The 22450-nt window shown below is 72.1% G+C and carries 23 protein-coding genes; 11 read left to right on the top strand and 12 right to left on the bottom strand.

Annotation, left to right across the window (positions count from 1 at the left end):
- Nucleotides 1–84: 84 nt before the first annotated feature.
- From Cco03nite_RS02715 to Cco03nite_RS02705, 3 genes are all read left to right on the top strand, one after another.
- The gene (locus Cco03nite_RS02715) at nt 85–1203 is read left to right on the top strand and encodes a sensor histidine kinase (RefSeq protein WP_239167060.1); all 1119 of its coding nucleotides are present in this window, start codon (nt 85–87) and stop codon (nt 1201–1203) included.
- Complete coding sequence (locus Cco03nite_RS02710) at nt 1200–1868, top strand: response regulator (protein WP_203688312.1); 669 nt, start codon at nt 1200–1202, stop codon at nt 1866–1868. Before Cco03nite_RS02715 ends, Cco03nite_RS02710 begins: the two co-directional genes overlap by 4 nt.
- 66 nt (nt 1869–1934) lie before the next feature.
- Nucleotides 1935–2597, top strand: coding sequence for a DUF2306 domain-containing protein (locus Cco03nite_RS02705; RefSeq protein WP_203688311.1), 663 nt, complete (start codon nt 1935–1937; stop codon nt 2595–2597).
- Between the two features lie 81 nt (nt 2598–2678).
- Here the strand turns inward: Cco03nite_RS02705 and Cco03nite_RS42155 are convergent, their stop codons facing one another.
- Complete coding sequence (locus tag Cco03nite_RS42155; protein WP_239167087.1) at nt 2679–2882, bottom strand: hypothetical protein; 204 nt, start codon at nt 2880–2882, stop codon at nt 2679–2681.
- Here Cco03nite_RS42155 and tnpB point away from each other — a divergent pair.
- Complete coding sequence (tnpB, locus tag Cco03nite_RS02700; protein WP_239167081.1) at nt 2854–3729, top strand: IS607 family element RNA-guided endonuclease TnpB; 876 nt, start codon at nt 2854–2856, stop codon at nt 3727–3729. The two genes, Cco03nite_RS42155 and tnpB, sit on opposite strands and share 29 nt — an antisense overlap.
- Nucleotides 3730–4113: 384 nt before the next feature.
- Here the strand turns inward: tnpB and Cco03nite_RS02695 are convergent, their stop codons facing one another.
- Nucleotides 4114–5367 carry an MFS transporter gene (locus Cco03nite_RS02695; protein ID WP_239167059.1) on the bottom strand — a complete coding sequence of 418 codons (1254 nt, stop codon included), beginning with the start codon at nt 5365–5367 and terminating at the stop codon, nt 4114–4116.
- Between the two features lie 65 nt (nt 5368–5432).
- Between Cco03nite_RS02695 and Cco03nite_RS02690 the strand changes: the two genes are divergently transcribed.
- The 3 genes from Cco03nite_RS02690 (at nt 5433) to Cco03nite_RS02680 (ending at nt 8169) form a co-directional block, all read left to right on the top strand.
- A complete protein-coding gene (locus Cco03nite_RS02690; protein WP_203688309.1) occupies nt 5433–6413 on the top strand; it encodes an ArsR/SmtB family transcription factor in 981 nt (326 codons plus the stop codon).
- A gap of 203 nt (nt 6414–6616) precedes the next feature.
- On the top strand, nt 6617–6949 hold the full coding sequence (locus Cco03nite_RS02685; protein ID WP_203688308.1) for a YciI family protein: 333 nt from the start codon (nt 6617–6619) through the stop codon (nt 6947–6949).
- Nucleotides 6946–8169, top strand: a complete 1224-nt coding sequence (locus Cco03nite_RS02680) for an RNA polymerase sigma factor (RefSeq protein WP_203688307.1) — start codon at nt 6946–6948, stop codon at nt 8167–8169. The genes Cco03nite_RS02685 and Cco03nite_RS02680 overlap by 4 nt, the downstream gene beginning before the upstream one ends.
- 31 nt (nt 8170–8200) lie before the next feature.
- On the opposite strand, the gene Cco03nite_RS02675 is transcribed toward Cco03nite_RS02680, so the two are convergent.
- The 5 genes from Cco03nite_RS02675 to Cco03nite_RS02655 all read right to left on the bottom strand — a co-directional run bounded on the left by Cco03nite_RS02675 (nt 8201) and on the right by Cco03nite_RS02655 (nt 13892).
- The gene (locus Cco03nite_RS02675) at nt 8201–9748 is read right to left on the bottom strand and encodes a golvesin C-terminal-like domain-containing protein (RefSeq protein ID WP_203688306.1); all 1548 of its coding nucleotides are present in this window, start codon (nt 9746–9748) and stop codon (nt 8201–8203) included.
- 65 nt (nt 9749–9813) lie between these two features.
- Nucleotides 9814–10395 carry a hypothetical protein gene (locus Cco03nite_RS02670; RefSeq protein ID WP_203688305.1) on the bottom strand — a complete coding sequence of 194 codons (582 nt, stop codon included), beginning with the start codon at nt 10393–10395 and terminating at the stop codon, nt 9814–9816.
- 65 nt (nt 10396–10460) lie between these two features.
- Entirely contained in the window at nt 10461–11738 is a 1278-nt protein-coding gene (locus tag Cco03nite_RS02665; RefSeq protein WP_203688304.1) for a hypothetical protein, read from the bottom strand.
- 95 nt (nt 11739–11833) lie between these two features.
- Nucleotides 11834–13177, bottom strand: a complete 1344-nt coding sequence (locus Cco03nite_RS02660; RefSeq protein ID WP_203688303.1) for a golvesin C-terminal-like domain-containing protein — start codon at nt 13175–13177, stop codon at nt 11834–11836.
- A 256-nt stretch (nt 13178–13433) separates the two neighbouring features.
- A complete protein-coding gene (locus tag Cco03nite_RS02655) occupies nt 13434–13892 on the bottom strand; it encodes a hypothetical protein (protein ID WP_203688302.1) in 459 nt (152 codons plus the stop codon).
- A gap of 132 nt (nt 13893–14024) precedes the next feature.
- On the opposite strand from Cco03nite_RS02655, the gene Cco03nite_RS02650 reads away from it, so the two are divergent.
- On the top strand, nt 14025–14948 hold the full coding sequence (locus Cco03nite_RS02650; RefSeq protein ID WP_203688301.1) for an arginase family protein: 924 nt from the start codon (nt 14025–14027) through the stop codon (nt 14946–14948).
- Between the two features lie 158 nt (nt 14949–15106).
- Here the strand turns inward: Cco03nite_RS02650 and Cco03nite_RS02645 are convergent, their stop codons facing one another.
- From Cco03nite_RS02645 to Cco03nite_RS02635, 3 genes are all read right to left on the bottom strand, one after another.
- Nucleotides 15107–15877, bottom strand: a complete 771-nt coding sequence (locus tag Cco03nite_RS02645; protein WP_203688300.1) for a CYTH domain-containing protein — start codon at nt 15875–15877, stop codon at nt 15107–15109.
- A gap of 78 nt (nt 15878–15955) precedes the next feature.
- Nucleotides 15956–16612, bottom strand: coding sequence for an HAD family hydrolase (locus Cco03nite_RS02640; protein ID WP_203688299.1), 657 nt, complete (start codon nt 16610–16612; stop codon nt 15956–15958).
- A gap of 97 nt (nt 16613–16709) precedes the next feature.
- Nucleotides 16710–17603 carry a DUF4437 domain-containing protein gene (locus Cco03nite_RS02635; protein WP_203688298.1) on the bottom strand — a complete coding sequence of 298 codons (894 nt, stop codon included), beginning with the start codon at nt 17601–17603 and terminating at the stop codon, nt 16710–16712.
- Between the two features lie 81 nt (nt 17604–17684).
- Between Cco03nite_RS02635 and Cco03nite_RS02630 the strand changes: the two genes are divergently transcribed.
- Entirely contained in the window at nt 17685–18230 is a 546-nt protein-coding gene (locus tag Cco03nite_RS02630; RefSeq protein ID WP_203688297.1) for a TetR family transcriptional regulator, read from the top strand.
- Entirely contained in the window at nt 18227–18970 is a 744-nt protein-coding gene (locus Cco03nite_RS02625) for a maleate cis-trans isomerase family protein (RefSeq protein WP_203688296.1), read from the top strand. The genes Cco03nite_RS02630 and Cco03nite_RS02625 overlap by 4 nt, the downstream gene beginning before the upstream one ends.
- 54 nt (nt 18971–19024) lie before the next feature.
- Here Cco03nite_RS02625 and Cco03nite_RS02620 read toward each other — a convergent pair whose 3' ends face one another.
- On the bottom strand, nt 19025–19222 hold the full coding sequence (locus Cco03nite_RS02620; protein ID WP_203688295.1) for a hypothetical protein: 198 nt from the start codon (nt 19220–19222) through the stop codon (nt 19025–19027).
- A gap of 112 nt (nt 19223–19334) precedes the next feature.
- On the bottom strand, nt 19335–20105 hold the full coding sequence (locus Cco03nite_RS02615; RefSeq protein WP_203688294.1) for an aminotransferase class IV: 771 nt from the start codon (nt 20103–20105) through the stop codon (nt 19335–19337).
- A gap of 139 nt (nt 20106–20244) precedes the next feature.
- Between Cco03nite_RS02615 and Cco03nite_RS02610 the strand changes: the two genes are divergently transcribed.
- Nucleotides 20245–22450, top strand: a 2206-nt coding sequence (locus Cco03nite_RS02610) for a family 20 glycosylhydrolase (RefSeq protein WP_203688293.1), incomplete at its 3' end; no start/stop codon positions are given.

Below are 22450 nucleotides of genomic sequence, written 5' to 3'. Positions count from 1 at the left end.
CATCGCGCATTAGACCGCCTCGTGGCGACGGCGGAAGCCGTTCGGGCCAACGGATCGTGCCGCGCCGGCCCGTACCATCGGGTCGTGCTCGGACTGTCCTTCTGGCGCGAGCCGCGTCCCGCGCCCGTCCCGCGCCACGGCCGGCGCGACTACCTGCTCATCGCCGCGCTCATCGTGCTCACCGCGGTCGAGGGCCTGTTGCGGCCCGCGCTTCCGATCGCTTCGCTGCTGCTCAGCGCTGGTTTCACCGTGACGCTGGTGTGGCGTCGCCGGTGGCCGCTGGCGATGGTGCTGCTGTCCTTCGGCGTGGGCGCGCTAGTGCCGCTGGTCACCCGGGACTCCGTGCCCGAGACGTACACGATGATCTACCTGCTGCTGCTGCCGTACTCGGTGGCGCGGTGGGGTTCGGGGCGCGAGATCGTGCTCGCGACGGTCGCGGTGCTCGGTAGCCTGGGGCTGTCGGCGCTGACCGGGAGCACCGGTGCCGCCGACTCGCTCGGCGGCCTGGCTGTCGTGTCCGCGGTGGCCGCGGCCGGGCTGGCGCGGCGCTACCGGGTGCGGGCCCGCGCCCGCGAGCTGGACCAGGTGCGGCTGCTGGAGCGGGAGCGGCTGGCGCGCGACCTGCACGACACGGTCGCGCACCATGTGTCGGCGATGGCGATCCGGGCCCAGGCCGGGCTGGCGATCGCGCCGGCCAGGCCCGAGGCGGCGATCGAGGCGCTGCGGGTGATCGAGGCGGAGGCGTCCCGGGCGCTGGCGGAGATGCGCACCATGGTGCGCCTGCTCCGGGAAGGCGAACCAGCCGAGTACACGCCGGACCAGGGCGCCGGTGACCTGCACGGGCTGGCCCGCTCCGCCGGCTCCGGCCTGCCCGTCGAGGTGCGCGTGGACGGCGATCTGGCATCGCTGCCCGCGGCACTGGGCGGCGCGCTGTTCCGGATGGCGCAGGAGTCGGTGACCAACGCGCAGCGGCACGCTCGGCAGGCGACCCGGGTCGAGGTCCGGGTCAGCGTGGACGACGACATGGTGCGGCTGCGGGTCGGCGACGACGGCGCACCCGCGAAGGACACCGGCAGGGGGTACGGGTTGACCGGCATGGACGAGCGGGCGCGGCTGCTGGACGGTGTGCTGCGGGCCGGGCCCGATCCGGCCGGCGGTTGGACCGTGGCGGTCGAACTTCCCCTGGCCGGGCCCGCCCGATGAGCGTCCGGGTGCTGGTCGCCGACGACCAGGAGCTGGTACGCACCGGGCTGGCGATGATCCTCGACGCGCAGCCCGGCATCGACGTGGTCGCCACCGCCGCCGACGGGCTGGAGGCGGTGCGCCTGGCCGAGCGGCTGCGCCCCGACGTGTGCCTGCTCGACGTGCGAATGCCGGTGCTGGACGGGATCGCCGCGACCCGCCAGCTCGCCGGGCCCGGAGTCGCCCAGCCGACGGCGGTCGTCGTCATCACCACGTTCGACCTCGACGAGTACGTCTACGGCGCGCTGCGGGCCGGCGCCCGCGGGTTCCTGCTCAAGGACGCCGGGCCCGCGCTGCTCAGCCAGGCGGTGCACGCCGCCGCTCGGGGCGACGCGCTGATCGCCCCGAGCGTCACCACGCGGCTGCTGAGCGCGTTCGCCCGGCACGACCCCGCGCACCCGCGCCGCCAGCCGCTGGAGCCGCTGACCGACCGGGAGGAGCAGGTGCTGCGGGAGCTGGCCGCCGGGCGCACCAACACCGAGATCGCCGCCGACCTGTTCATCAGCCTCAGCACGGTGAAGACGCACGTCGGCAGCCTGATGACCAAGATCGGGGTGCGCAACCGGGTGGAGGCGGCGATCTGGGCGTACGAGACGGGCCGGGCGGGTCGTAGTACCAAAGGATGACCCGGACCTCCATTCGCGAGCCTGAAGGTCGATGATCCGGGCCCGGCACGGCCGCACCATCGACCCGTGACCATTCGCGCTCGCCTCGTCCCGTACTCCCTGGTCGCCCTGAGCCTGATCCCGGTCGTGGCCGGGGCGTTCCGGGTGACCGAACTCGCCGCCGGCGCCCCGATCGACGACGGCAACGCCCGGTTCTTCGCCAGCCCGGTTCCGGTGGTGCTGCACATCGTCGGCGCCACGGTGTACTGCCTGGTCGGCGCGTTCCAGTTCGACGCGGTGCTGCGCCGGCGGCGGCCGGGCCGGCACCGGATCGCCGGGCGGGTGCTCATCCCCTGCGGCCTGGTCGCCGCGCTGTCCGGGCTCTGGATGGCGGTCGCCTACGACGTGCCGCCGATCGACGGCCTCGGGGTGATGCTGCTGCGGCTGGTGTTCGGCAGCGCCATGGCGCTGTCCATCGTGCTCGGCTTCCTCGCCGTACGGCGGCGCGACTTCACCGCCCACCGGGCCTGGATGATGCGCGGCTACGCGATCGGGCTGGCCGCCGGCACCCAGGCGTTCACCCACGTGCCCTGGCTGCTGGCCGGGAACCAGCCGGACATGCTGGGCCGCTTCGCCGCCATGGCCGCCGGCTGGCTGATCAACCTGGCGGTCGCCGAGTGGTTCATCCGCCGCTCCCGCCGCCCCGCACGCCGGGCCACCCCCGCACCGACAGCCGTGCCCGTGGGCTGACCACCCCGCTTCGAGCAAAGGAAGGGCACCTTCACATCGCTATGCGATGTAGAAGGTGCCCTTATTAACGCGCGAGGTCCCTCACGACAGGAAGGAGCCGTACGGGCCGTTGAGGATCTGCGTCTTCTGCGCCTGGCTGAAGTGCGTGTTCGGGTAGCTGTAGAACGACGCCGACATCGGTGTGCCGTCGGTCGACGACGACCCACGGTTCGCCAGATGGTGGACCGACAACTCGAAAGAGGCGTACAGCACCGGGCTGGCCAACGCGGCGGCGGCGTTCGACAACTACAGCAAGTCGAAGCAAGGTGTTCGTGCGGGCCGCCGGATGGGCAGGCCTCGGCGTAAGTCCAAGCGTGGGGCGAGGTTGTCGTGCCGGTTCACGACCGGCTCGATCCGGGTCGAGCCGGACCGCAGGCATGTGACGTTGCCGCGGTTGGGCACGATCCGCACCCACGAGAACACCCGCAAACTCCACCGCCGCCTGGCCGCGGGGACCGCCCGGATCCTGTCCGCGACCGTCACCTACACGCGCGGGCGCTGGTTCGTGTCGTTCCAGGTCGAGGTCATCCGCGATGCGCGCACCCCGGCCCGGCAGCCGGACACGGTCGTGGGGGTCGATCTCGGGGTGAAGCATCTGGCGGTGCTGGCCGACAACACCGGGAAGATCACCTACGTGCCGAACCCCGGGCATTACGACAACGCTCTGGCGAGGCTGCGTCGGTTGTCGCGGCGGGTGTCGCGCCGTCGGGGACCGGACCGGCGTACCGCGTCGCGGCGGTGGGTCAAGGCCGACGCCGAACGCAACCGGGTCCACCACCGGGTGGCGAACCTGCGCACCGACGCCCTGCACCAACTCACCACCCAGATCCGGGCGCAGTACGCCACCGTGGTGGTCGAGGACCTCAACGTCGCCGGGATGCTGGCCAACCGGCGCCTGGCCCGCAAGGTCGCCGACGCCGGGTTCGGGCAGATCCGGCGGCAACTGACGTACAAGGGCGAGTGGGCCAGCGGTGTGACGGTGAAGGCCGACCGCTGGTTCCCGTCGTCGAAGACATGCTCGGACTGCGGTGCGGTGAAAGCCAAGCTGCCGCTGCACGTCCGGGTGTTCGCCTGCGAACAGTCCCCCTGGTGATGGACCGTGACGCGAATGCGGCCCGTAACCTCGCCGCCCTGGCGGCGGCAGTCTCTACTGGTACCGGAGTGGCCGGAGACCAGGACGCGCAAGCGTCGAACCCCTGTGGAGCCGACCGTCAGACCCGCGCCACCACCCGACCGCGCAAGCGGCCGGGTGGGCGGGCAGGTGGCAAAATCCCGCACCAGCGGACAGAAACGGGGATCTTCGCCGGGCCGAAGCGGTGACCGCCGAGGCAACGGAAAGACCCTTCCCGACCGAAAGGCCGGGAGTGCTGATATCCGACTATGTAATCAGCAACGGTGCAGGCGAGAGCGCGGACACGTCCGGACTTTTGCATGATCACATCATTCGAGGCGCGACGATCGCCTACCCGCCCGTGATTCAACCCATCGAAACATTTGTTAGCAATACATCTCGATCGATCGCTTTGGCTCCCTGGCGAGGCGTGATTCCGGATGTGAGCGACCACCAGCAGCCGAGCGCCGCCGCACCGACCCCTGCGACGACCATCGCCGCGCCGGTCGAGGTGCGCTCGGCGAGCAGGCCGAGCAGCACCGGCCCGACGCCCTGCATCGTCATCAGCCCGGTGAACTGCAGCGCGAACGCCTGCCCGCGCAGCTCCGGCGACAGCACGTCCAGGAACGGGCGCTGCACGCCCAGCGAGTAGCAGAAGGCCGCCCCGGCCAGGAACATGACGGCCATCGCGACGGCCGTCGGCACCGGCAGTGCCAGCAGCACCAGCGGCCCGCTCAGACCGCTGATCACTGCGGCGACCAGCCGTTCCCGCGTCGCGGGCCGGAGCAGGCGGCTGTAGACGAGGTTGCCGGCGACCATGCCGAGCGGCGCGCACGCCAGGATCAGGCCCGCCGCGGCGGACCCGTGGCCGCGCTCGGCCGCATACGGCACGACCAGCGCCTCCGCCCCGACGATGAACGCCGGCGGCAGCCATTGCACCAGCAGCAGGCGGCGCACCGGACGATCCCGCAGCAGCAGGGCGGTGACCTGCCAGCTCCGCCCCACCGCCGAGCCCTCCGCAGCGGGCGGCGCCGCGAAGTCGGGCAGCCGCAGCCGCACCCAGATCGCCGAGACCAGGCCGCCCGCGGCCGCCGCGAGCAGCGCCCAGCCGGGTGAGAGCGCGGCGACGACCGCGCCGCCGAAGGCGAGCCCGAGCAGCTGGGCGCCTCCGCCGGCCACGCTGGACAGGGCGCGGCCCAGCACGTACGCGTCGCCGGTCAGCTGCTCGGCGATCAGCCGGTTGGACGCCCCGGTGAACACCGGCCCGAACACGGCCACCGCCGCGAGCAGGCCCAGGCTCGCGCCGACCGGCAGCGGCAGCAGCGCCAGCGTCACCGCGGCCGCCGCGTCGAGCAGGAACCCGGTGACGATCAGCGGCCTTGGCCGCAGCCGGTCGGCCAGCGCCGCGAGCAGCGTCCCGCCGACGACCTGCGGCACGAACCCGATCGCGAACGTCAGCGCGGTCAGCACGGGCGAGCCGGTGCGGTCGAAGACGAGCACGGACAGGGCCAGGATGCGCAGCGACCCGGCCGCGATGGACAGCGTCCGGGTCAGGAACAGGGTGCGGAACACCGGCTCGGACAGCACGTCCCGGTACGTCGCCTGCTTCGTCTCGATCACGTGCCGAGCGTCGCGGACCGGCGGCCGACCGGCGAATGTTTCGTCCGACGACGTAAGGTCGGGCCATGCTCCGGTTCGAGGTCACCGCCGACGACCTGTTGCACAGCCGGTTCGCGATCTCCCCGCTGTTCGAGCTGGACAGCCTGATCCGCATCCTGGCCGGGCTGTCCCGCGAGCAGCGGCTCCCGCCCGGCTGGGCGGCCCGGCTGCGGCCCGCGTACGAGCGACTGGCCGCCGACCCGGCGATGCGGGCCGTGGTGGCCCTGCACTCCCCCCACCGCGGACCGGGCTTCCTCGCCCCGCCCCCGGCAGGACTGGCCCAGACCATCGACGACGACCTCGCCGCCGTACGGGCCACCCCGCTCGCCCTGGCCCGCCGGGACATCCGGGACTGCCTAGCCCGGCGGGACTGCCACGATCCGGCCGCGCTGGCGGTCCTGCACGACGCCGATGTCACCGGACTGCTCGCCGACCTGCTGGAACGGGCGTGGTACGACCTGCTGGCCGCCGACTGGCTCCGGCTGCGGGTGATCTGCGAACGCGACGTGCTGCAGCGGTCGGCCGACCTCGGCCGCTCCGGCTGGGCGGCCGCGTTCGACGGGCTGCCGCGCGTACGCTGGCGCGACGGCGGCATCGAGATCCCGCGGCTGCTGGATGCCCGCGTCGACGTGGCAGGCCGGGGCCTGCTGCTGGTGCCGTCGGTGTTCATCTGGCCGGCCGTGGCCGCCCACAGCGAGCAGCCCTGGCACCCCTCGATCATCTACGCCGCACGCGGCGTGGCCGCGCTGTGGGAACCCGATCCGCCACCGGCCGAGGCCCTCGCCGCGCTGGTCGGCAAGGCTCGGGCGCGGCTGCTGGAGGCGCTGTCCGAGCCGGCCAGCACCACGCAGCTCGCGCGCTCGCTGGGCTTCGCACCCGGCGCGGTCGGCGACCACCTGGCGGTGCTGCTGCGTGCGGGCCTGGTCGACCGCACCCGCTCCGGCCGCTCCGTGCTCTACCGGCGCACCCCGCTGGGCGACGCCCTGACGGCCACCGCCTCCCTCTGACATCGCCCACTCTCACCCGTGCGGCGATCGGCCTCGCGGTGGAAGATGAACTGCGGACTGCGGGACGCTCGCCGGTGGTTGCGACAAGCCCGAAACTCCTCGGAGAAAAATCTCATGGCGCGTGTCCGACTCAGGCGGCCCCGTTCGTAGCAGGGTTGAAGGCGGCCCGAGGGGCGGCCACCCGACCACAGGAGATGATCCCGATGGCGCAGTACCTGATGTCCGTGCTCGATGAGAAGGGCGGCCGGGCCACCGCGGAGGAGATGGCCGCGATCGACGTCTTCAACGAGAAGCTCCAGGCGGACGGCAACTGGGTGTTCGCCGGCGGCCTCGCCTCGCCCGGTTCGGCGACCGTCGTCGACGGCCGCGACGGGGAGCCGGTGTTCACCGACGGGCCCTACCTGGAGTCGAAGGAGCACATCATCGGCTTCTGGATCGTCGAGGCGCCGCACCTCGACGTGGCGCTGCGGCTCGCCGCCCAGGGCTCGAAGAGCTGCAACCGCAGGGTCGAGCTCCGGCCGTTCCTCAGCGAATGACCGACGTCGGCGAAGTGATCACCCGGGTCCACCACGCGGAGTGGGCCCGGCTGGTCGCGACCCTGACCAGGCGTCTCGGGGACCTCGACGTCGCCGAGGAGATGGCCGCCGAGGCGTTCGCGTCCGCCGTCGAACGCTGGCCGGTCGACGGCGTCCCGCCGAACCCGGGCGCGTGGCTGACCACCACCGCCTACCGCAGGGCCGTCGACCGGCTCCGGCGCGAGGTCAGGCGCGAGGAGAAGCACCGGGAGGCGCTGATGCTGTTCGACCCGCCCGAACCGCTCGGCGCCATCGACGACGGCCGGCTGCGCCTCGTCTTCACCTGCTGCCACCCGGCGCTGGCCGTGGAGGCGCGGGTCGCGCTGACCCTGCGGATGGTCGGCGGGCTCACCGTGCCCGAGATCGCCCGCGCGTTCCTGGTGGAGGAGGGCGCCATGGGCCGGCGGATCACCCGCGCGAAGTCGAAGATCAAGGCGGCGCGGATCCCGTTCGGCGTGCCGTTGCGCGAGGACATCCCGGGCCGGATCAGCGGGGTCCTCGCCGTCCTCTACCTGATCTTCAACGAGGGCTACCTCACCTCGAACTCCGCGACGGAGCCGGTCCGCGCCGACCTGACCGCCGAGGCGATCCGGCTGACCCGGCTGGTCCGCGAGCTGATGCCGGACGACGGCGAGGCCACCGGGCTGCTGGCGCTGATGCTGCTGACCGAGGCCCGCCGGGCCGCGCGGGTGTCGGCGACCGGTGACCTCGTCACCCTGGGCGAGCAGGACCGCGGCGCCTGGGATCGCGGGCTGATCGCCGAGGGGCACGCCCTGGTCCGCGCTCGCCTGGCCACCGGGCAGGCGCCGGGGCGCTACCAGATCCTCGCCGCGATCAACGCCGTCCACACCGATGTCCCCGACATCCGCGACACCGACTGGTCGCAGATCGTCGCGCTCTACGACCAGCTTGCCCGCCGTGACCCGTCGCCGATCGTGCGGCTCAACCGGGCCGTCGCGGTCGCCGAACTCGACGGGCCCCAGGTCGCCCTCGCCGAGATCGACCAGCTGCCGCTGGCGGGCTACCACGCCTTCCATGCCACGCGCGCCGAGCTGCTGCGCCGCCTGGGCCGGAGCGAGCAGGCCCAGGCGGCGTACGACCGGGCCGTCGAGCTGGCCGGCAACAGCGCCGAGGCGGCGTACCTCGTGCGACGCCGCGACCAGCTGAGCGGAGCATCCTGACCGGGATGCTCCGCTCACCCGCCGGCGGCGGTCAGGCGCGGGTGATCCGCACCGCGTCGGCGATGACGTAGCCGGTGCCGGCGGTCCAGCGGCTGACCCCGACGACGTTGGCGTCGCCGGCGGCCAGGTTGAACACGCCGAGCGAGACCCACCGGCCGCCGTTGACGCGCTGATTCACCCGCACCGTCTGGTTGCCGCTGGTGGTCGCCACGATGTACGGCGTCGAGTCGTTGTAGCCGGCGTTGGCCGGGTACCAGACGGAGACCTCGTACGCCGCGGTCTGCGGGATGTTGACCTTGTACCAGGCGGAGTCGCTGGCCAGCACCGGATCGGCGAACCGGTAGTCGGCCCCGAACCGCTCGCTGGAGTACGTCGAGGTGCCCCAGTTGGCGCTCGCCGTGAACCGGCCCGCGGTGGTGTTGTCCACGGTCGTGGTCCACGCCTGCGCCGTGGAGACGAAGCCGATGCCGTTGGGAACCGGGCGCTGCGCGCCGTCGGACGGGGTGTTGCGCACGGACACGGAGGTGGCGCCGGGCATCCGGGCGACCAGGGTGCTCGAACCGCCGCCGTCGAGGTTGATCGCGTCGTCGGCGCCCAGCGACTTCATGTAGTTGGCCAGTTCCACATAGGTCATGCCGACGCTCGCCGTGGACCGGCCGTCGACCACGACCAGCCACATCTTCAGGCCGTCGGCGGAGAAACCGACCGCGGTACGCGGGTTCTTCGGGTGCGCGACCGTGGTGGCGACGCCGTCCTTGACCAGCACCAGGTTTCCGCCGATCGCGACCTGCGCCGCGCCGTCGCCGCCGCGCGGCGCGTAGTTCACCGTCACCGTGTCGCCGACCGCGAGGCCGGCCAGGGCGTCGGCGCCGGTGTTCACGCCGAGCACGGCGACGGTGCCGTTGGCGACCTTGCCGCCGGGGGTGGTGCTCACCTTGCTCACCTTGCCGGCGGTGACCTCGATCTCGCGGGAGCGGGTCGCGCCGTCGAGGACCTGGCTGCGCGGTTCGTCGCCCCAGAGCGGGTTGTAGACGCCGATGCCGTTGGCCGCGATGTCGGGCGAGTTCAGGTTCGTGGCGGTGAGCCGCGCGCCGCCGGGCAGGGTGACCGTCGCGTCGAGGAAGATCTGGGCCAGGCCGCCGCGGCTGCCCGCCCCGTTGGCGTACAGCGCCGCGACGTTGTTCCAGCCCGAGGCCGGGCCGTGCAGCAGCGAGCCGTTGTCGATGCCCACGCCGCGGGGTGCGCCGGTCGCGCCGATGTCGAAGAAGTCGCCGTTGACGCCGGCTATCGCCCCGACCCGGTTGGCCTGCGTGGTCAGCGCGGCGGTCGCCCCGACAGTGCCGGGGCTGAGGTACCTGGGTTTGAGCGTGGGTTCGTTGAGGTCGGCGGTCAGGATGTTGACCTGGTTGGGCCCGCTGATCGAGGTGTTGGTCAGGGTGAGGCCGGGTGCGAGGGACGTGACGGCCAGGGTGCCGGCGTCCGCCACGGCGGGGACCGCGACGGCGGGGGCGGCTGGCGCGCCCAGGCCGGTGAGGGCGAGCAGGGCGGAGAGCAGGACGGTTACGGCTGGTCGGCGCATGGCGGCTCCCGGTCGGAGGGGTTCTGGTTCGCTGGCAGGGGAATTCGCGGTATGCCGCGTGCTGCTCAGGAGCAGGCGGCCACGACTGCTCTCTCGGCGCTGCGGGTCGCGGGCAGCTCGATCACGGCGGCCAGCTTCGCCTGTTCGCCGTCGGATCCCTCGACGGCGACGATGGCCTGCTCCACTGCCAGCTGGTACGCGGAGATCTTCGCCTTGAGCTGCGGGTCGGCGGTGAGTTCGGCGGCGCCGGCCACACCGACGTGCATCGCGGTGTAGGCCGTGTTCAGGTCGTTGGTCGCCTTGGCGAGCGTTTCGTGGGGCCGTCCGGGCTGAGCGAGGACCGCGGCCACCGGAGCGATCGCGGCGAGGGCGGTCTGCCGGGCCTTCAGCACGGCATCGCAGGCGGGGGCGCTTTTCGAGGCGGGCGTCGCGCCGGGCGCGGCTGACCCGGTGGGCGCGGTCGGTCCGGCGGAGGCTCCTGCTTCGGCCGTTGGCACCGGGCCTGCCGACGCGGCGGTGCCCGCGGACGCGGTCGCGCCGGGTGGCAGCGGCGACGCGGTCGGTGCCAGCTGGCCGCAGGCGGTGACTCCCACCAGGGCGAGAGCCGTGGCCGCGATGCCGAGCAGACGTACGGTTTCGGGTCGCATGGCAGGTCCTTTCTGGCCGCCCGGCGCGCCGGGCGGGGTGGGGTTCGAGTCGGAGCGCGGCATGCTCAGAAGGCGAACGCGGCTCGGGCGGCCAGGCCGAACCCCACGACGATGATCACGGAGCCGGTCGCCTCCGCAGGCACGGTGAGCCGGGCGAGCCAGGCCCAGCGGTCGCGCACCCGCAGCAGCAACAGCCCCGCGGCGGTCAGCATCCCGGCCATGCCCAGGCCGTAGACGACGATCAGGACGATGCCGAACCAGAGACGACCGAGCGCGGCCGCGCCGAGCAGCACGACCAGTGCCGTGGGACTGGGCACGAGGCCGCCCGCGATACCGAGGGCGGCGAGGCTGCCGCGCCGCCCGCCGTGGTGATGGTGGCCGTGGCTGTGGCTGTGGCTGTGGCTGTGGCCATGTTCGTGGTCATGGTCGTGGCCGTGGTCATGGCCGTCGTGGTGGTGATGCGAGCCGTGGTGGTGATGGGCGTGCCGGTGGCGCAGGGCGTTGACGAGAATGCCCGCTCCGACGGCGGTGATCAGGACGCCGCTGGCCACGCCGAGCCACTGGAGCACGGACTCGGCGGCCAGGCCGGCGAAAGCGGTGGTGGCGATGCCGAGGACCAGCACACCGGCGGTGTGGGTGAGGGTGACGGTGCCGCCGACGATGACCGCGTCCCGCCGCCGCCCCTGCCGTCCGGCCATGTACAGGGCCATCACGGTCTTGCCGTGCCCGGGAAGGGCCGCGTGCGCCGCGCCGAGCAGCGCCGCCATCAGCACGGCCAGCAGCAGCACGCCTGGGGACGGGTCGCCGAGCACACCGGCCAGCCAGGCCTCGCCGCGCTCCAGCCAGCCCTTCTGCGGCGCGGCGGCAACCACCGGCGGGCTCGCGTCGGCGTCGGCTTGCAGGGTCAGTTCCGCCGAGCGCTCGTACGGCGGCAGGCTCGCCGGCATGGCGACGCCGTCACCTGCCATGACGATCTGGTTGGCGCCGACCCGGTCCGTCAGGTACCCGTTCGCCACCGCGACGGTCGCCGAGGCGCCGACCTCGGTCGCGGCCGAGAGCCGGCAGGTGAGCCGGATGGTTTCGACGCCGGCCGCGCCGAGCCGCTTCAGCTCGCTGGATTGGACGGTCCACTGCAGAGGCGCCGATCCGGCGCGCGCTTCGAGGGCGGTGGCGAACGCGGCGCAATCGGGCGTGAGCTGCTTCGCCGCCACCTCACCGACCTCCAGCACGGCGACGACGTCGACGCGGTCCGGACGCAGCGTCACCTCGACGCGCTGGTCGACCGAGAACGGGGTCAGCGGGTGGGCGGCCAGGGCCGCGCCGAGCAGGAGAGCGGGGATCACGAGACACACTCCGTGGCGGTTGGTGGCGCACGCGGTCGGCGGGAGGGCGGAGGTACGGCGCGACGGCCGCACCTCCGCCCGGGACTGCGCTCGGTTCAGCTGATGCGGGTGACCTTCACGGCGTCGGCGATGACGTATCCCGTCCCCGCCGTCCACCGGCTCACGCCCACCTTGTTCTCGTCACCGGCCGACAGGGTGAAGTTGCCCAGGGACACCCATTTGCCGCCGTTGGCGCGCTGGTTGACGTGGACGGTCTGGTTGCCGCTCGGCGTCACCACGATGTATGGCGTCGCGTCGTTGTAGCCGGCGTTGGCCGAATACCAGACCGCGACCTGGTAGGTGCCCGTCTCCGGGATGTTCACCTTGTACCAGGCGGGATCGCTGACGGACAGGGGGTCAGCGAAGCGGTAATCCGCGCCGTACCGCTGCGTCGAGTAGGTCGACGTTCCCCAGTTCGCGCTCGCGGTGAACCGGTCCGCGGTCGTGTTGTCGACGACGGTGTTCCACGCGGGTGGGATCAGGTTGATGTTGCTGAGGACGAACTGGTTCGCCGCGTCGGTCTTGTAGGTGTTGAGGAACGGCGAGTACGTCTTGACGTCGAGGGTCTTGGTGTTCGGGTCGACCGTCATGATGCGCAGGAAGCTGTTGGGGTCGCGCTGGGAGGAGTTCTGGTAGTCGGCCTGGATCTGGTGGACGGTGTTGCCGTTCACGCCGGCCTGGGTGATCACCCCGGCGTTGACGTAGTGGCCGGAAAAGGTGAACCGGAAGTTCTTCTGCTTGCTGACCAGGTTGGTCCACAGGTTGTTGCCGTTGCTGTCCTTGGTGACGCCGTTCTGGTAGGCGTGGGTGACCAGGATGGAGTTGTGGTTCGGGTGGGCGGCCACCACCGAGTTCGCCCAGGTGATCTCGGCGGCGCTGGGCGCGTACTTCATCGCGACGACCAGCCAGTCCACACCACCGGCGCTGAACGTGTGGTAGGTGTTGTCGTTCGCGGTGGCGGGGTAGGTTCCGCCGAACGACGGCAGCGCGGTGAAGGTGCTCCGCGGGTAGTGGCTGTTGTAGGTCGTCGCCGCGCGGGTGGTGGTCGAGTCCAGGTCGTGGTTGCCCGGCCCGATGATGTACGGCACGTCGTCGGTGGGCAGGCCCATCGCGCTCTTGCTGTTGTTCCACTGGGCGACCTGGCCGACGTTGTCGACGACGTCGCCGACGTGCAGCACGTACTTGATGTTCCGGGCGGTCCGCTGGGCGGCCACCCACTGCATCTGCGCCCGGAACACCTCCGGCCAGTACTCGGAGGCGTACTGGGTGTCCGGCAGCATCACGATGGTGAAGGTCTCCGCGGCCAGCGCCTGCGCCGGCGCCGCGGGGCCGGGCAAGACCGTGACCATGAGCGCGGCGAGGGTGGCGCCGAGCCCACGGGTGATCTTGGTGATCCTCATTCCTTCCGTCCTTCCTCGGTCGGTGGAGCGGAACCGAGGCACCGGCAGGAACGAACATCGATGGACATGCCGTGCCCCTCTCGTACCACTGGCGGTCGAGCGAAGCTATTCAACCAACGATGCGTTCAGATGGAAAGATATCTTCATAGATTGTCATCTAAGATTTGCTTCCGGGCATGCGGGCGGTTCCCCACCGGACGCAGCGAACCGGGCCGGACGCGCGTCGCGTCCGGCCCGGTTCGTTTACGTCAGAGCTTCAGCTCGCCTGTCTGCGGTGCGTGTCGAGCTGCTCCACCAGCGCGACCAGCTTCTCGAACGGCATCCTGACCACGGGGCTGAACAGGTTGCGGCTGACGCCGACGCCCGTGGGGACCTGGGTGCCGTCCAGCAGCTCCACCCAGAGCAGCCGCTTACCGGCCTTGCCGGGCTCCGGACGCAGGGTGAACTCGCGCACCCGGTTCAAGGCGACCACCGAACTGCCCAGCCCGTGCCGCAGCACGAGCTGCTCGCCCACCAGGTAGAGGCCCTGGCGCATCCCCCCGTACGCGGCGCCGAAGATGATCAGCAGCGGGATCAGCCTCGGCTCGGCGTAGCGGCCGGCGATGAGCGCTTCCAGGACCAGCGCGCCGCAGATCACTACGAGGACGAGGTAGAGCGGGCCGAGGGCGGGCAGCGGGGTGAGGCGCTTCACGCGGCGTACGGAGACGGAGGGCACCGGCGCATTCTGCCCGGTCACCGACCTGGCCGTCTGCCCCACTTTCGGCTGATCATGCGCGAGGGCTCGGGGTGCCCTGCCGCAGGGGCGTGGCGGCTCGCGCTGGTCGAGCCAGGCCAGGAGGATGAAGCGATGCCGCGGGATCTTGTTGTGGTGGGAGCGCCGACCAGCGCGGGAAGCTACGCGCCCGGCCAGGAGGCGGCCGCGCGGGTGCTGCGCGACCTCGGCCTGATCGACCGGTTGCGGGCGGCCGGCCGCCAGGTCCGTGATGCCGGTGACGGTCCGGTGCAGGTCTGGTCGCCGGACCGCGGCGACCCCTTCGCCCAGAACCTCTCGGCGGTGGTGCAGTCCGTCGTCGCCGTCGCCGATCAGGTGACGGACGCGCTGGCGGCGGACGCGGACGTGCTGGTCCTCGGCGGCAACTGCACGATCGCCCTGGGCGTCATGAGCGCGCTGACGGCCCACGATTCCGACGCCGGCCTGCTGTACGTCGACCGGCACTTCGATCTCAACACACCGCAGAGCACCACCGACGGCGCCCTGGACTGGATGGGCCTGGCGCACGCGCTGGATCTGCCGGACGCGACCGAGCCGCTGGTGTCGGCCCTAAGCCGCCAGCCGCTGCTGACCCCGGATCGGCTCTACTTCCTCGGCGTCGAGCACGCAGCCGCCACCGACTGGGAGCGGGAACAGGTCGAGCGCCTGGGCCTGCGCTGGTGTTCGAGCGCCGGGCTGGCCGCGGCTCCGTCGGCGCAGGCGGAGCGGGCACTCGACAGCCTTCCGGCCGCCGCCCTGGCGGTGCACCTGGACGTCGACGTCCTGGACTTCACCGATGCGCCACTGGCCGAGAGCACCGACGGCCGCAACAGCGGCCCGTCACTCGACCGGCTCAGCGCGGCACTGCGCATCGTCTGCCGCGATCCTCGCTTCCGGGTGCTCTCGATCGGCGAACTGAACCCCGCCCGGGCCGCTGGACACCCGGAGACCCTCGACCGCTTCGTCGGCTGCATCCGCAACGCGCTGCGGCCTGTGCCGCCCACGCGTCACCTCTCCTGACCGCGATAGCGGACCGTCTCCAGCGACCAGTCCAGGTTGCCGCGCATCCAGCAACGCATGCCGTCGGCGTAACGGTCCAGGTCGAGCCGGGCGGCCGGGGCGAGGTTCAGGGCGTCGTGCAGCCCACCGAGGTCGGCACCCCGCCCGGCCGTCGCCGCTCAGCCGTACGCGGGCCGCGGGGCCGACACGCGCAGCGCGGTCTGCGACTTCGTGTGCCGGAACAGCCTCGGGATCACCCGGTGCAGGTCCAGGAACGACGGCCACCGCGCCACGGCCGTCGCCGCGTCCGAGGCGGCGACCTTGCTCGACAGTTCCAGGACCGGCTCGGCCGGGAACTCCCACAGCTGCAACGCCAGCGGCTGCTGCCAGCCCCGTGCGGTGCCGGCCAGCCGCTGCACCCGCACGGGGCCGAACAGCGACAGCCCGTCCAGGCCCACCCCGCACGGTGCGTACGCCTGGAACAGCCGCCGCTGCCGCGGCGTGAACAGCCCGCCCGGTGGCGTACGCCCGGACACGGCCGCCGCCACGGTCGCCCCGGCGAGCCTGGTCTTCAGCGACGCCGAGCAGACGAAACCGTGGGCGGCCATGTCCAGTTCCACGTTGAAGCCCTTGCGGCGGCGCAGTTCCGGATCGAGCGCGGCCGGATCGGCGGGGCGGATACGCACCGTGGTGTCGGCTCCGGCGTCGCCGTTGCGGCGGATGCGGACGATCACCCCGGCCGCCTCCAGCGCCAGCGCGGGCGTGTCCAGGTAGTAGACGTGCCTGGTGGACGCGTCGGCCAGGTCGAAACCCAGCGAGCGGGCGGCCCGGCGGCCCTCCGCCTCGGTCAGCACGGCCTTCAGCTCGACCGTGTCGCACTCGTCGAGGAACGCCGGCACGTCCGGGACGGCGTAACGACCGCTCAGGGGCTGTCCGATTTCAGGGGTCACGTGTGATCGCAACGAGCGCACACCGATCCCGGTTACCGCGCATCCGGCCGGTCCCACTTTCGGCGCACCGCCGCCGGCCTAGCCGTGCGCCGCGTTGTGCTTCGCGACCAGGCCCGGGAGCTCGTCCAGTGCATCGACGCGGAACAGGGACTGCTCGGCCACGGCGGGCAGGTCGAGGATGTGCCCCCACGGGCCGCGCCGGATCAGGCAGGTCTTCATCCCGACGGCCAGGGCCGGGCGCACATCGTTGTCGGGCCGGTCGCCGACGTAGAGGATCGTCGACGGGTCTCCGCCGCCTGCGCGCACGACGTGCTCGAAGAAGGCCGGTGACGGTTTGGCCGCGCCCCAGCCCTCCGACGTGCCGATCACGTCCACGGGCAGGTCAAGGCCGCGCAGGATCGTCTCGGCGTCAGCCGGCTGGTTGCCCGCCAGGCCCACGAGCAGGCCCTGGTCCTTCAAGGCGGCCAGGCACGACCGCGCGTCCGGGTAGAGGTCCTCTTCGCCGAACGACTCGTGCTCGCCGGCGGCCGCTCGCCGCTCGCGTTCGGCGACGATGTCGAAGTCGGGCCGGAACGTCCGGAACGTCTCCTGATAGTCCAGGCCCCGGGCGATCACCGCGCCGAGCACGGCCGACAGCGTGTGCCGCGGCACGCCGAGCCAGTCCGCCCAGGTGTGGAACTCCCGCGACTCGTCGAGGATCGTTCCGCCGACGTCGAAGAACACCGCATCGATCACTTACGTGCCTCCGCTCGGGTCGCGCCGACAGTGGATCATAGAACGGATCGTCAAGAGCCGTTCTATGATCACCGCGGCGCCACCCGGGCGGCTGCGATCACTGGTAGCTGGGGTCGACCCACCGTCCGATGGAGCGCGAGCGCACCGGCTCGACGAAGCGGGGTGCGGCGCTGTGCGGGTAACCCTCGCCCCAGTTCGTCGCGTCGCCCTGCATCACCACGCGGGCGTTGTCGGTGTACCAGTCGACGAGGTCGCTGTCGGAGCGCACGATCCAGGTGCAGCCGGTCTCCGCGTCGGCGGTGAAGTCGCCGTGGCGGACCAGCGGCGGGCGCCAGAAGTAGGCGCCGGGCCACATCTTGCCGAAGTTGTAGTCGAACCCGCCGTCCAGGCAGTACGCCTCCTCGCTGCACGGGTGGTGAGCCAGCGGCACCTCGCGCCAGCCCGGCTTGGCCTTGATGAGGCGGGTGTAGAAGCCGGTCTTCACGTCGCGGTGCAGGAGTTTGATGTAGAGCCCGGGCACGGGCGTGCCGCCCAGGTCGAAGCGCATCGGGCTGCCGTCCTTGACGTCGATCCACGGCATCTGCGCGGTGTCCAGGACGATGAGTTCCTGGTCGGGGCGGACCGTGTCGAGCGAGCTGTCCGCGGGTTCGAAGCCCCAGTCGCCGTACTCGCGGAACAGCAGGATCTCGGTGCCCGCGGCGGCGGTGACCGGCGGGGTCAGCACGCCCGCGGGCGCGGTCCAGTAGCCCTCGGGCCCGAGCACGGTGTCCCCGATGGTCACCTGCCCCGACAGGACGTACCACTCGGTGTCGGCGCGGTGGATCCCGGCCGGCCGGGACCAGTCGCCGGTGAACCTGACCTTCAGCGACGCCGAACCGTCCTCCTCGTCGTAGCTGAGGTTGCGCTGCTCGGCGGAGCCGTGCGCGTGCTGGAACTCGGCCATGTGCCAGATCAGGTCGCGTTCGTCGATGAGTTCTACGTGAGGCCGCACCGTGGTCTCCTTCCCGAGACTGTTTCCAGTACGGAATGTAGCGGTTACCAGTTTCCAAGACAAGGTGTATCGTTTACGACCATGACCCGAACTGGACGCCCCGCGGGGCCGGCGACGGAGACGACCACCGTCGTGCTGACCGCGGCGCTGGAACTGCTGCTCGCCGAAGGAGCCGCCGCCCTGACCCCGCAGCGGCTGCACACGGTGACCGGGGTGTCCCGCTCGACGATCTACCGGCACTGGCCGACGCCGCACGACGTGCTCGCCGCCCTCATCGACGTCGCCCCGCTCGGACCGGCCGAGCGCACCGGCGACCTGGCCCACGACCTGCACGCCGAGGTCGACCTGCTGTGCAACCGCCTGCGCGACCGGCCCGTCGCCGCGCTGCTGCAGGCCCTGACCGCCGCGGCCGAGGCGCAGCTGCGCCACCGCTACGTCGGCGACCTGCTCGCCCCGTTCCACGACGTGCTGCGCACCGCCGGCGTCGGCGCGGCGCAGCGCGAGGACGCGGTCGCCGCGATCGTGTCCCCGCTGCTGGTCGACGCCCTGCTGCTGGACCGGCCGACGGCCCGCACCCGGGCGCACCGCACCGTCGACGAGCTCGCCACCCGGCTGGCCCGCGCATGACCAACAACGTAGGCCCCCGGGCGGTCTTCGGGGTGATCGTGCCCAGCACCAACACCGTCGTCGAGCACGACTACTGGACCGCCGGGATCACCGGCATCGCCTACCGGGCCGGCTCCATGCACATCCCCAACCCCGTCATGGGCGGCGACGAGGACTTCCAGGCGCTGCTGGCGCAGATCCGCGCGTCGATCGACACCGCCGTGCGCGACGTGCTCACCGCCGAACCCGACCGGCTCGTGATGGGCATGTCCGCCGAGACGTTCTGGGGCGGCGTCAACGGCAATGCCGCCTTCGAGCAGCGCCTGCGGGACCGCAGCGGCCTGCCGGTCACCACCGGCGCGAGCGCGTGCCGGGCCGCGCTGACCGAGCTGGGCTGCCGCCGGATCGCGGTCTTCTCGCCGTACCAGCCGATCGCCGACCGGGAGGTCGGCCGGTTCTTCACCGAGGCGGGCTTCGACGTCACCGCGATCACCGGGCTGCGCTGCCCCACCGCGATGGACATCGCCCGGGTGCCGGAGCAGCGGCTGGACGAGGTCGTGGCCTCGCTCGACGCGCCCGACGTCGACGCGGTGGTCCAGGTCGGCACGAACCTGTCCTTCGTCGCCCAGGCCGACCGGCTCGAAGCCGAGCTGGGCAAACCCGTGATCGCCATCAACGCGGCCACGCTGTGGCACGCGCTGCGCGAGCACGGCTTCTCCGACCAGGTCAGCGGAGGCGGCCGGCTGCTGCGCGAGCACTGACCGCCCGCGAGGCGGGGCGGGCGGGCGACCCGTCAGCACGGCCGCCCGCGGCCGTCAGCCGCCGCCCGCGCCCTGGCAGCTGACGGTAGGGTCCACGCCCGTGTAGTTGAACGGGCCGGCCAGGATCGTGGCCGCGATCGTCGAGACGTGATCGCAGTCCGCCGCGCCGCCCGTGAAGTAGTCGCGCCGCGCTCCCGCCATCACCCCGGCGACCAGCCACGCCAGGACCACCAGCAGCACGATACGGCGCATCCGGACCTCCCACGACCAGGCTAGCCATGCCATCCGGTCTCAGCAGGCGAACCGGCGACGGCGGGTGGCCCCAGGCAGCTCGGACCGACGACCGGACCGAGCCGAGGGTTCCTCAGATCGCGTCCCACGCCGCGGCGTCGTACGCCCGCGCGATCGTGGCCGTCATCGCGGCGGGCACCGGCACCGGCGTGTCGTCGACCCGGTCCACGGGCGCCCAGCCGCGCGAGTTGCACAGGAACATCCCGTCGTACGCGGGCAGGTCCGCGAGGCGGATCGACGCCTGGCGCTGCGCCACCTGCTGCGCGTCGAGTTCACGGCGCAGCACGAGCATGGTGATGCCGGGCAGCGCGGGCGCGTCGGGCCAGACGATCTCGCCCGCCCGCCAGAAGCCGACGTTGGTGATCGCGCCCTCCGCGATCGTCCCCTGCGCGTCCACCAGCAGGGCTTCGTCGAACCCGGCGGCCAGCGCCCGGTCGAGGAAGTAGCCCTGCGCCGCCCCGCTGCCCGGGTGCTTCAGGGCGGCGAACGCTCGCTGGAAGTGCTGCGAGCTCACCTGGTGCGGCCGCGACGGCATGAGCTCAGGTTGGCGCACCGTCACGATGAGCCCGGCCCAGTAGCCGTAGACGCGCACCGACGCGTCCGGCGCGCCGCCAAGTGCGTGCCGGATACGGTCGCGGATCAGCGCGCCGTCGAGATCGGCACCGTACGTCGCGCGGTGTGCGGCCTGCAGGCGTGCGAGATGCAGGTCCAAGCCGCGGGTGCGGCCGTCGCGCACCTGCATCGCGGTGAAGTGGCCCCAGGCCCGGTGCTCGATCAGCGCCAGGGCGTCCGCGTCGGCGGCGCGTCCGTCGATCTCCACGCGCGTGTGGTCGGGTCCGGTCACGCGCCGAATGTACGCCGCGCCGACCCGCGACGCCGACCGCCCGATCCAGACATCGGAGCTGTCGCTTGACAGCGCCGACCGCCAGACATAGCCTGCCGTCAAACTGGCAGGTAACTTTACCGTTCCGCTGGAGGGTGTCGTGCACCATCGCGTCCGGCAAGTTCTACTCGTCTTCGCGGTCGCCGCCGCCACCGGAATCGTCGGGCTCGCCCAGGCCCCCGCGGCTCATGCCGCCCCCCTGAGCCTGCAGAGCGTGGTGCCCGCACCGGTGTCCGTGCAGCCCGCCACGGGCGTCACCTACACGCTGCCGGCCGCCGCCACGATCCAGACCCCGACGGGCTCGCCGGCCGCCACCACGGTCGGCACCTACCTGGCCGACCTGCTGCGCCCCTCCACCGGGTACGCGCTGCCCGTCACCACCACGAGCGGCACCCCCACCAGCGGCATCGCGCTGCTGCTGTCCGGCGCCGACCCGAGCGTCGGCAGCGAGGGCTACCAGCTGGACGTGACCGCGGCGCTGATCACCATCCGGGCCCAGACCGCCGCCGGGCTGTTCCACGGCGCGCAGACCCTGCGGCAACTGCTGCCCGCCGCCGTCGAGGCGCGCACCGTCCAGCCCGGACCGTGGGAGGTCGCCGGCGGGCGGATCATCGACTATCCGCGCTACGGCTACCGCGGGGCGATGCTCGACGTGTCACGGCACTTCTTCGGCGTGGACGTCGTCAAGCGCTACCTCGACGAGATCAGCCAGTACAAGATAAACACCCTGCACCTGCACCTGTCCGACGACCAGGGCTGGCGCATCGTCATCGACGCCTGGCCGCGCCTGGCGACCGTCGGCGGCAGCACCCAGGTCGGCGGCGGCGCCGGCGGTTACTACACCAAGGCGCAGTACACCGACCTCGTCAACTACGCCGCCGCCCGCCACATCACCATCGTGCCGGAGATCGACATGCCGGGGCACGTCAATGCCGCCCAGGCCTCCTACGCCGAACTCAACTGCAACGACACGGCCCCGCCGCTGTACACCGGCACCAGCGTCGGGTTCAGCTCGCTGTGCGTCGGCAAGGAGGTCACCTACACCTTCGTGCAGCAGGTCCTCGCCGAACTCGCCGCGCTGACCCCTGGCCCCTACCTGCACCTCGGCGGCGACGAGGCCAACAGCACCTCCGACGCGGACTACCGCACCTTCATGAACCGGGTCCAGCCGTACGTCGGCGCCCTCGGCAAGACCGTCATGGGCTGGCACCAGGTCGGCCAGGCCGACCACTCCCCCGGCCGGATCGCCCAGTACTGGGGCACCAGCACCTCCGACGCCGACCTGAGCGCCGCGGTCAGCAAGGGCGCCAAGGTCGTGATGTCGCCGGCCAACAAGGCCTACCTCGACATGAAGTACACCAACCAGACCCCGCTCGGCCTCACCTGGGCCGGGCTGATCGAGGTGCAGACCGCCTACAACTGGGACCCCGCCACGCTGCTGCCCGGCGTACCGGCCGGCGCCATCCTCGGCGTGGAAGCCCCGCTGTGGTCCGAGACCATCACCAAACTCGCCGACATCGAGTTCATGGCCTTCCCCCGCCTGCCCGCCCTCGCCGAGCTGGCCTGGTCGCCGCAGTCGGCCCGCAACTGGGACACGTTCAAGACCCGCCTGGGCGCGCAGGGCCCGCGGTGGACGGCCCAGGGCATCAACTTCTACCGCTCGCCGCAGGTCCCCTGGGTGACCCCGCCCGCGACCGGCCGCGTCGAGGCGGAGGCCTACACCTCCCAATCCGGCGTGCAGATCGTCGCCGACGCCAACGCGCACGGCGGCAACCGCGTCGGCTACATCGAGAACGGCGACTGGATCGGGTTCTCCGGCGCCAGCCCCGCAGGCAAGACGGGCTTCACCGCACGCGTCTCCTCCGGCGGAAACGGCGGCACCATCCAGATCCGCACCGGCTCGGCCACCGGCGCCCTGCTCGGCACCGCCACCGTCGCCAACACCGGCGGCTGGGGCAACTACACCGACATCACCACCACCATCACCACCGGCTCCGGACCGCTGTACCTCGTCTTCACCGGCACCGGCAGCCTGTTCGACGTCGACAGCTTCGCCCTGACCGGCACCGCCCCACCGGCCACTCGCGTCGAGGCGGAGTCGTACACCTCGCAGTTCGGCGTGCAGATCGTCGCCGACGCCAACGCCCACGGCGGCAACCGCGTCGGCTACATCGAGAACGGCGACTGGATCGGATTCTCCGGCGTCAATCCCACCGGCAAGACCGGCTTCACCGCACGCGTCTCCTCCGGCGGAAACGGCGGCACCATCCAGATCCGCACCGGCTCGGCCACCGGCCCCCTGCTCG

This window comes from Catellatospora coxensis, from assembly GCF_016862635.1.
GTDB lineage: Bacteria > Actinomycetota > Actinomycetes > Mycobacteriales > Micromonosporaceae > Catellatospora > Catellatospora coxensis.
This window is presented reverse-complemented; position numbering and strand designations above follow the sequence as displayed.

What these genes read in the sequence shown, in the direction of transcription:
- Cco03nite_RS02710 (WP_203688312.1), top strand. Translation starts at nt 1,200, where the DNA reads ATGAGCGTCCGGGTGCTGGTCGCCGACGACCAGGAGCTGGTACGCACC.
- Cco03nite_RS02690 (WP_203688309.1), top strand. Translation starts at nt 5,433, where the DNA reads ATGCTCCGGTTCGAGGTCACCGCCGACGACCTGTTGCACAGCCGGTTC.
- Cco03nite_RS02685 (WP_203688308.1), top strand. Translation starts at nt 6,617, where the DNA reads ATGGCGCAGTACCTGATGTCCGTGCTCGATGAGAAGGGCGGCCGGGCC.
- Cco03nite_RS02680 (WP_203688307.1), top strand. Translation starts at nt 6,946, where the DNA reads ATGACCGACGTCGGCGAAGTGATCACCCGGGTCCACCACGCGGAGTGG.
- Cco03nite_RS02675 (WP_203688306.1), bottom strand. Translation starts at nt 9,748, where the DNA reads ATGCGCCGACCAGCCGTAACCGTCCTGCTCTCCGCCCTGCTCGCCCTC.
- Cco03nite_RS02670 (WP_203688305.1), bottom strand. Translation starts at nt 10,395, where the DNA reads ATGCGACCCGAAACCGTACGTCTGCTCGGCATCGCGGCCACGGCTCTC.
- Cco03nite_RS02660 (WP_203688303.1), bottom strand. Translation starts at nt 13,177, where the DNA reads ATGAGGATCACCAAGATCACCCGTGGGCTCGGCGCCACCCTCGCCGCG.
- Cco03nite_RS02650 (WP_203688301.1), top strand. Translation starts at nt 14,025, where the DNA reads ATGCCGCGGGATCTTGTTGTGGTGGGAGCGCCGACCAGCGCGGGAAGC.
- Cco03nite_RS02630 (WP_203688297.1), top strand. Translation starts at nt 17,685, where the DNA reads ATGACCCGAACTGGACGCCCCGCGGGGCCGGCGACGGAGACGACCACC.
- Cco03nite_RS02625 (WP_203688296.1), top strand. Translation starts at nt 18,227, where the DNA reads ATGACCAACAACGTAGGCCCCCGGGCGGTCTTCGGGGTGATCGTGCCC.
- Cco03nite_RS02620 (WP_203688295.1), bottom strand. Translation starts at nt 19,222, where the DNA reads ATGCGCCGTATCGTGCTGCTGGTGGTCCTGGCGTGGCTGGTCGCCGGG.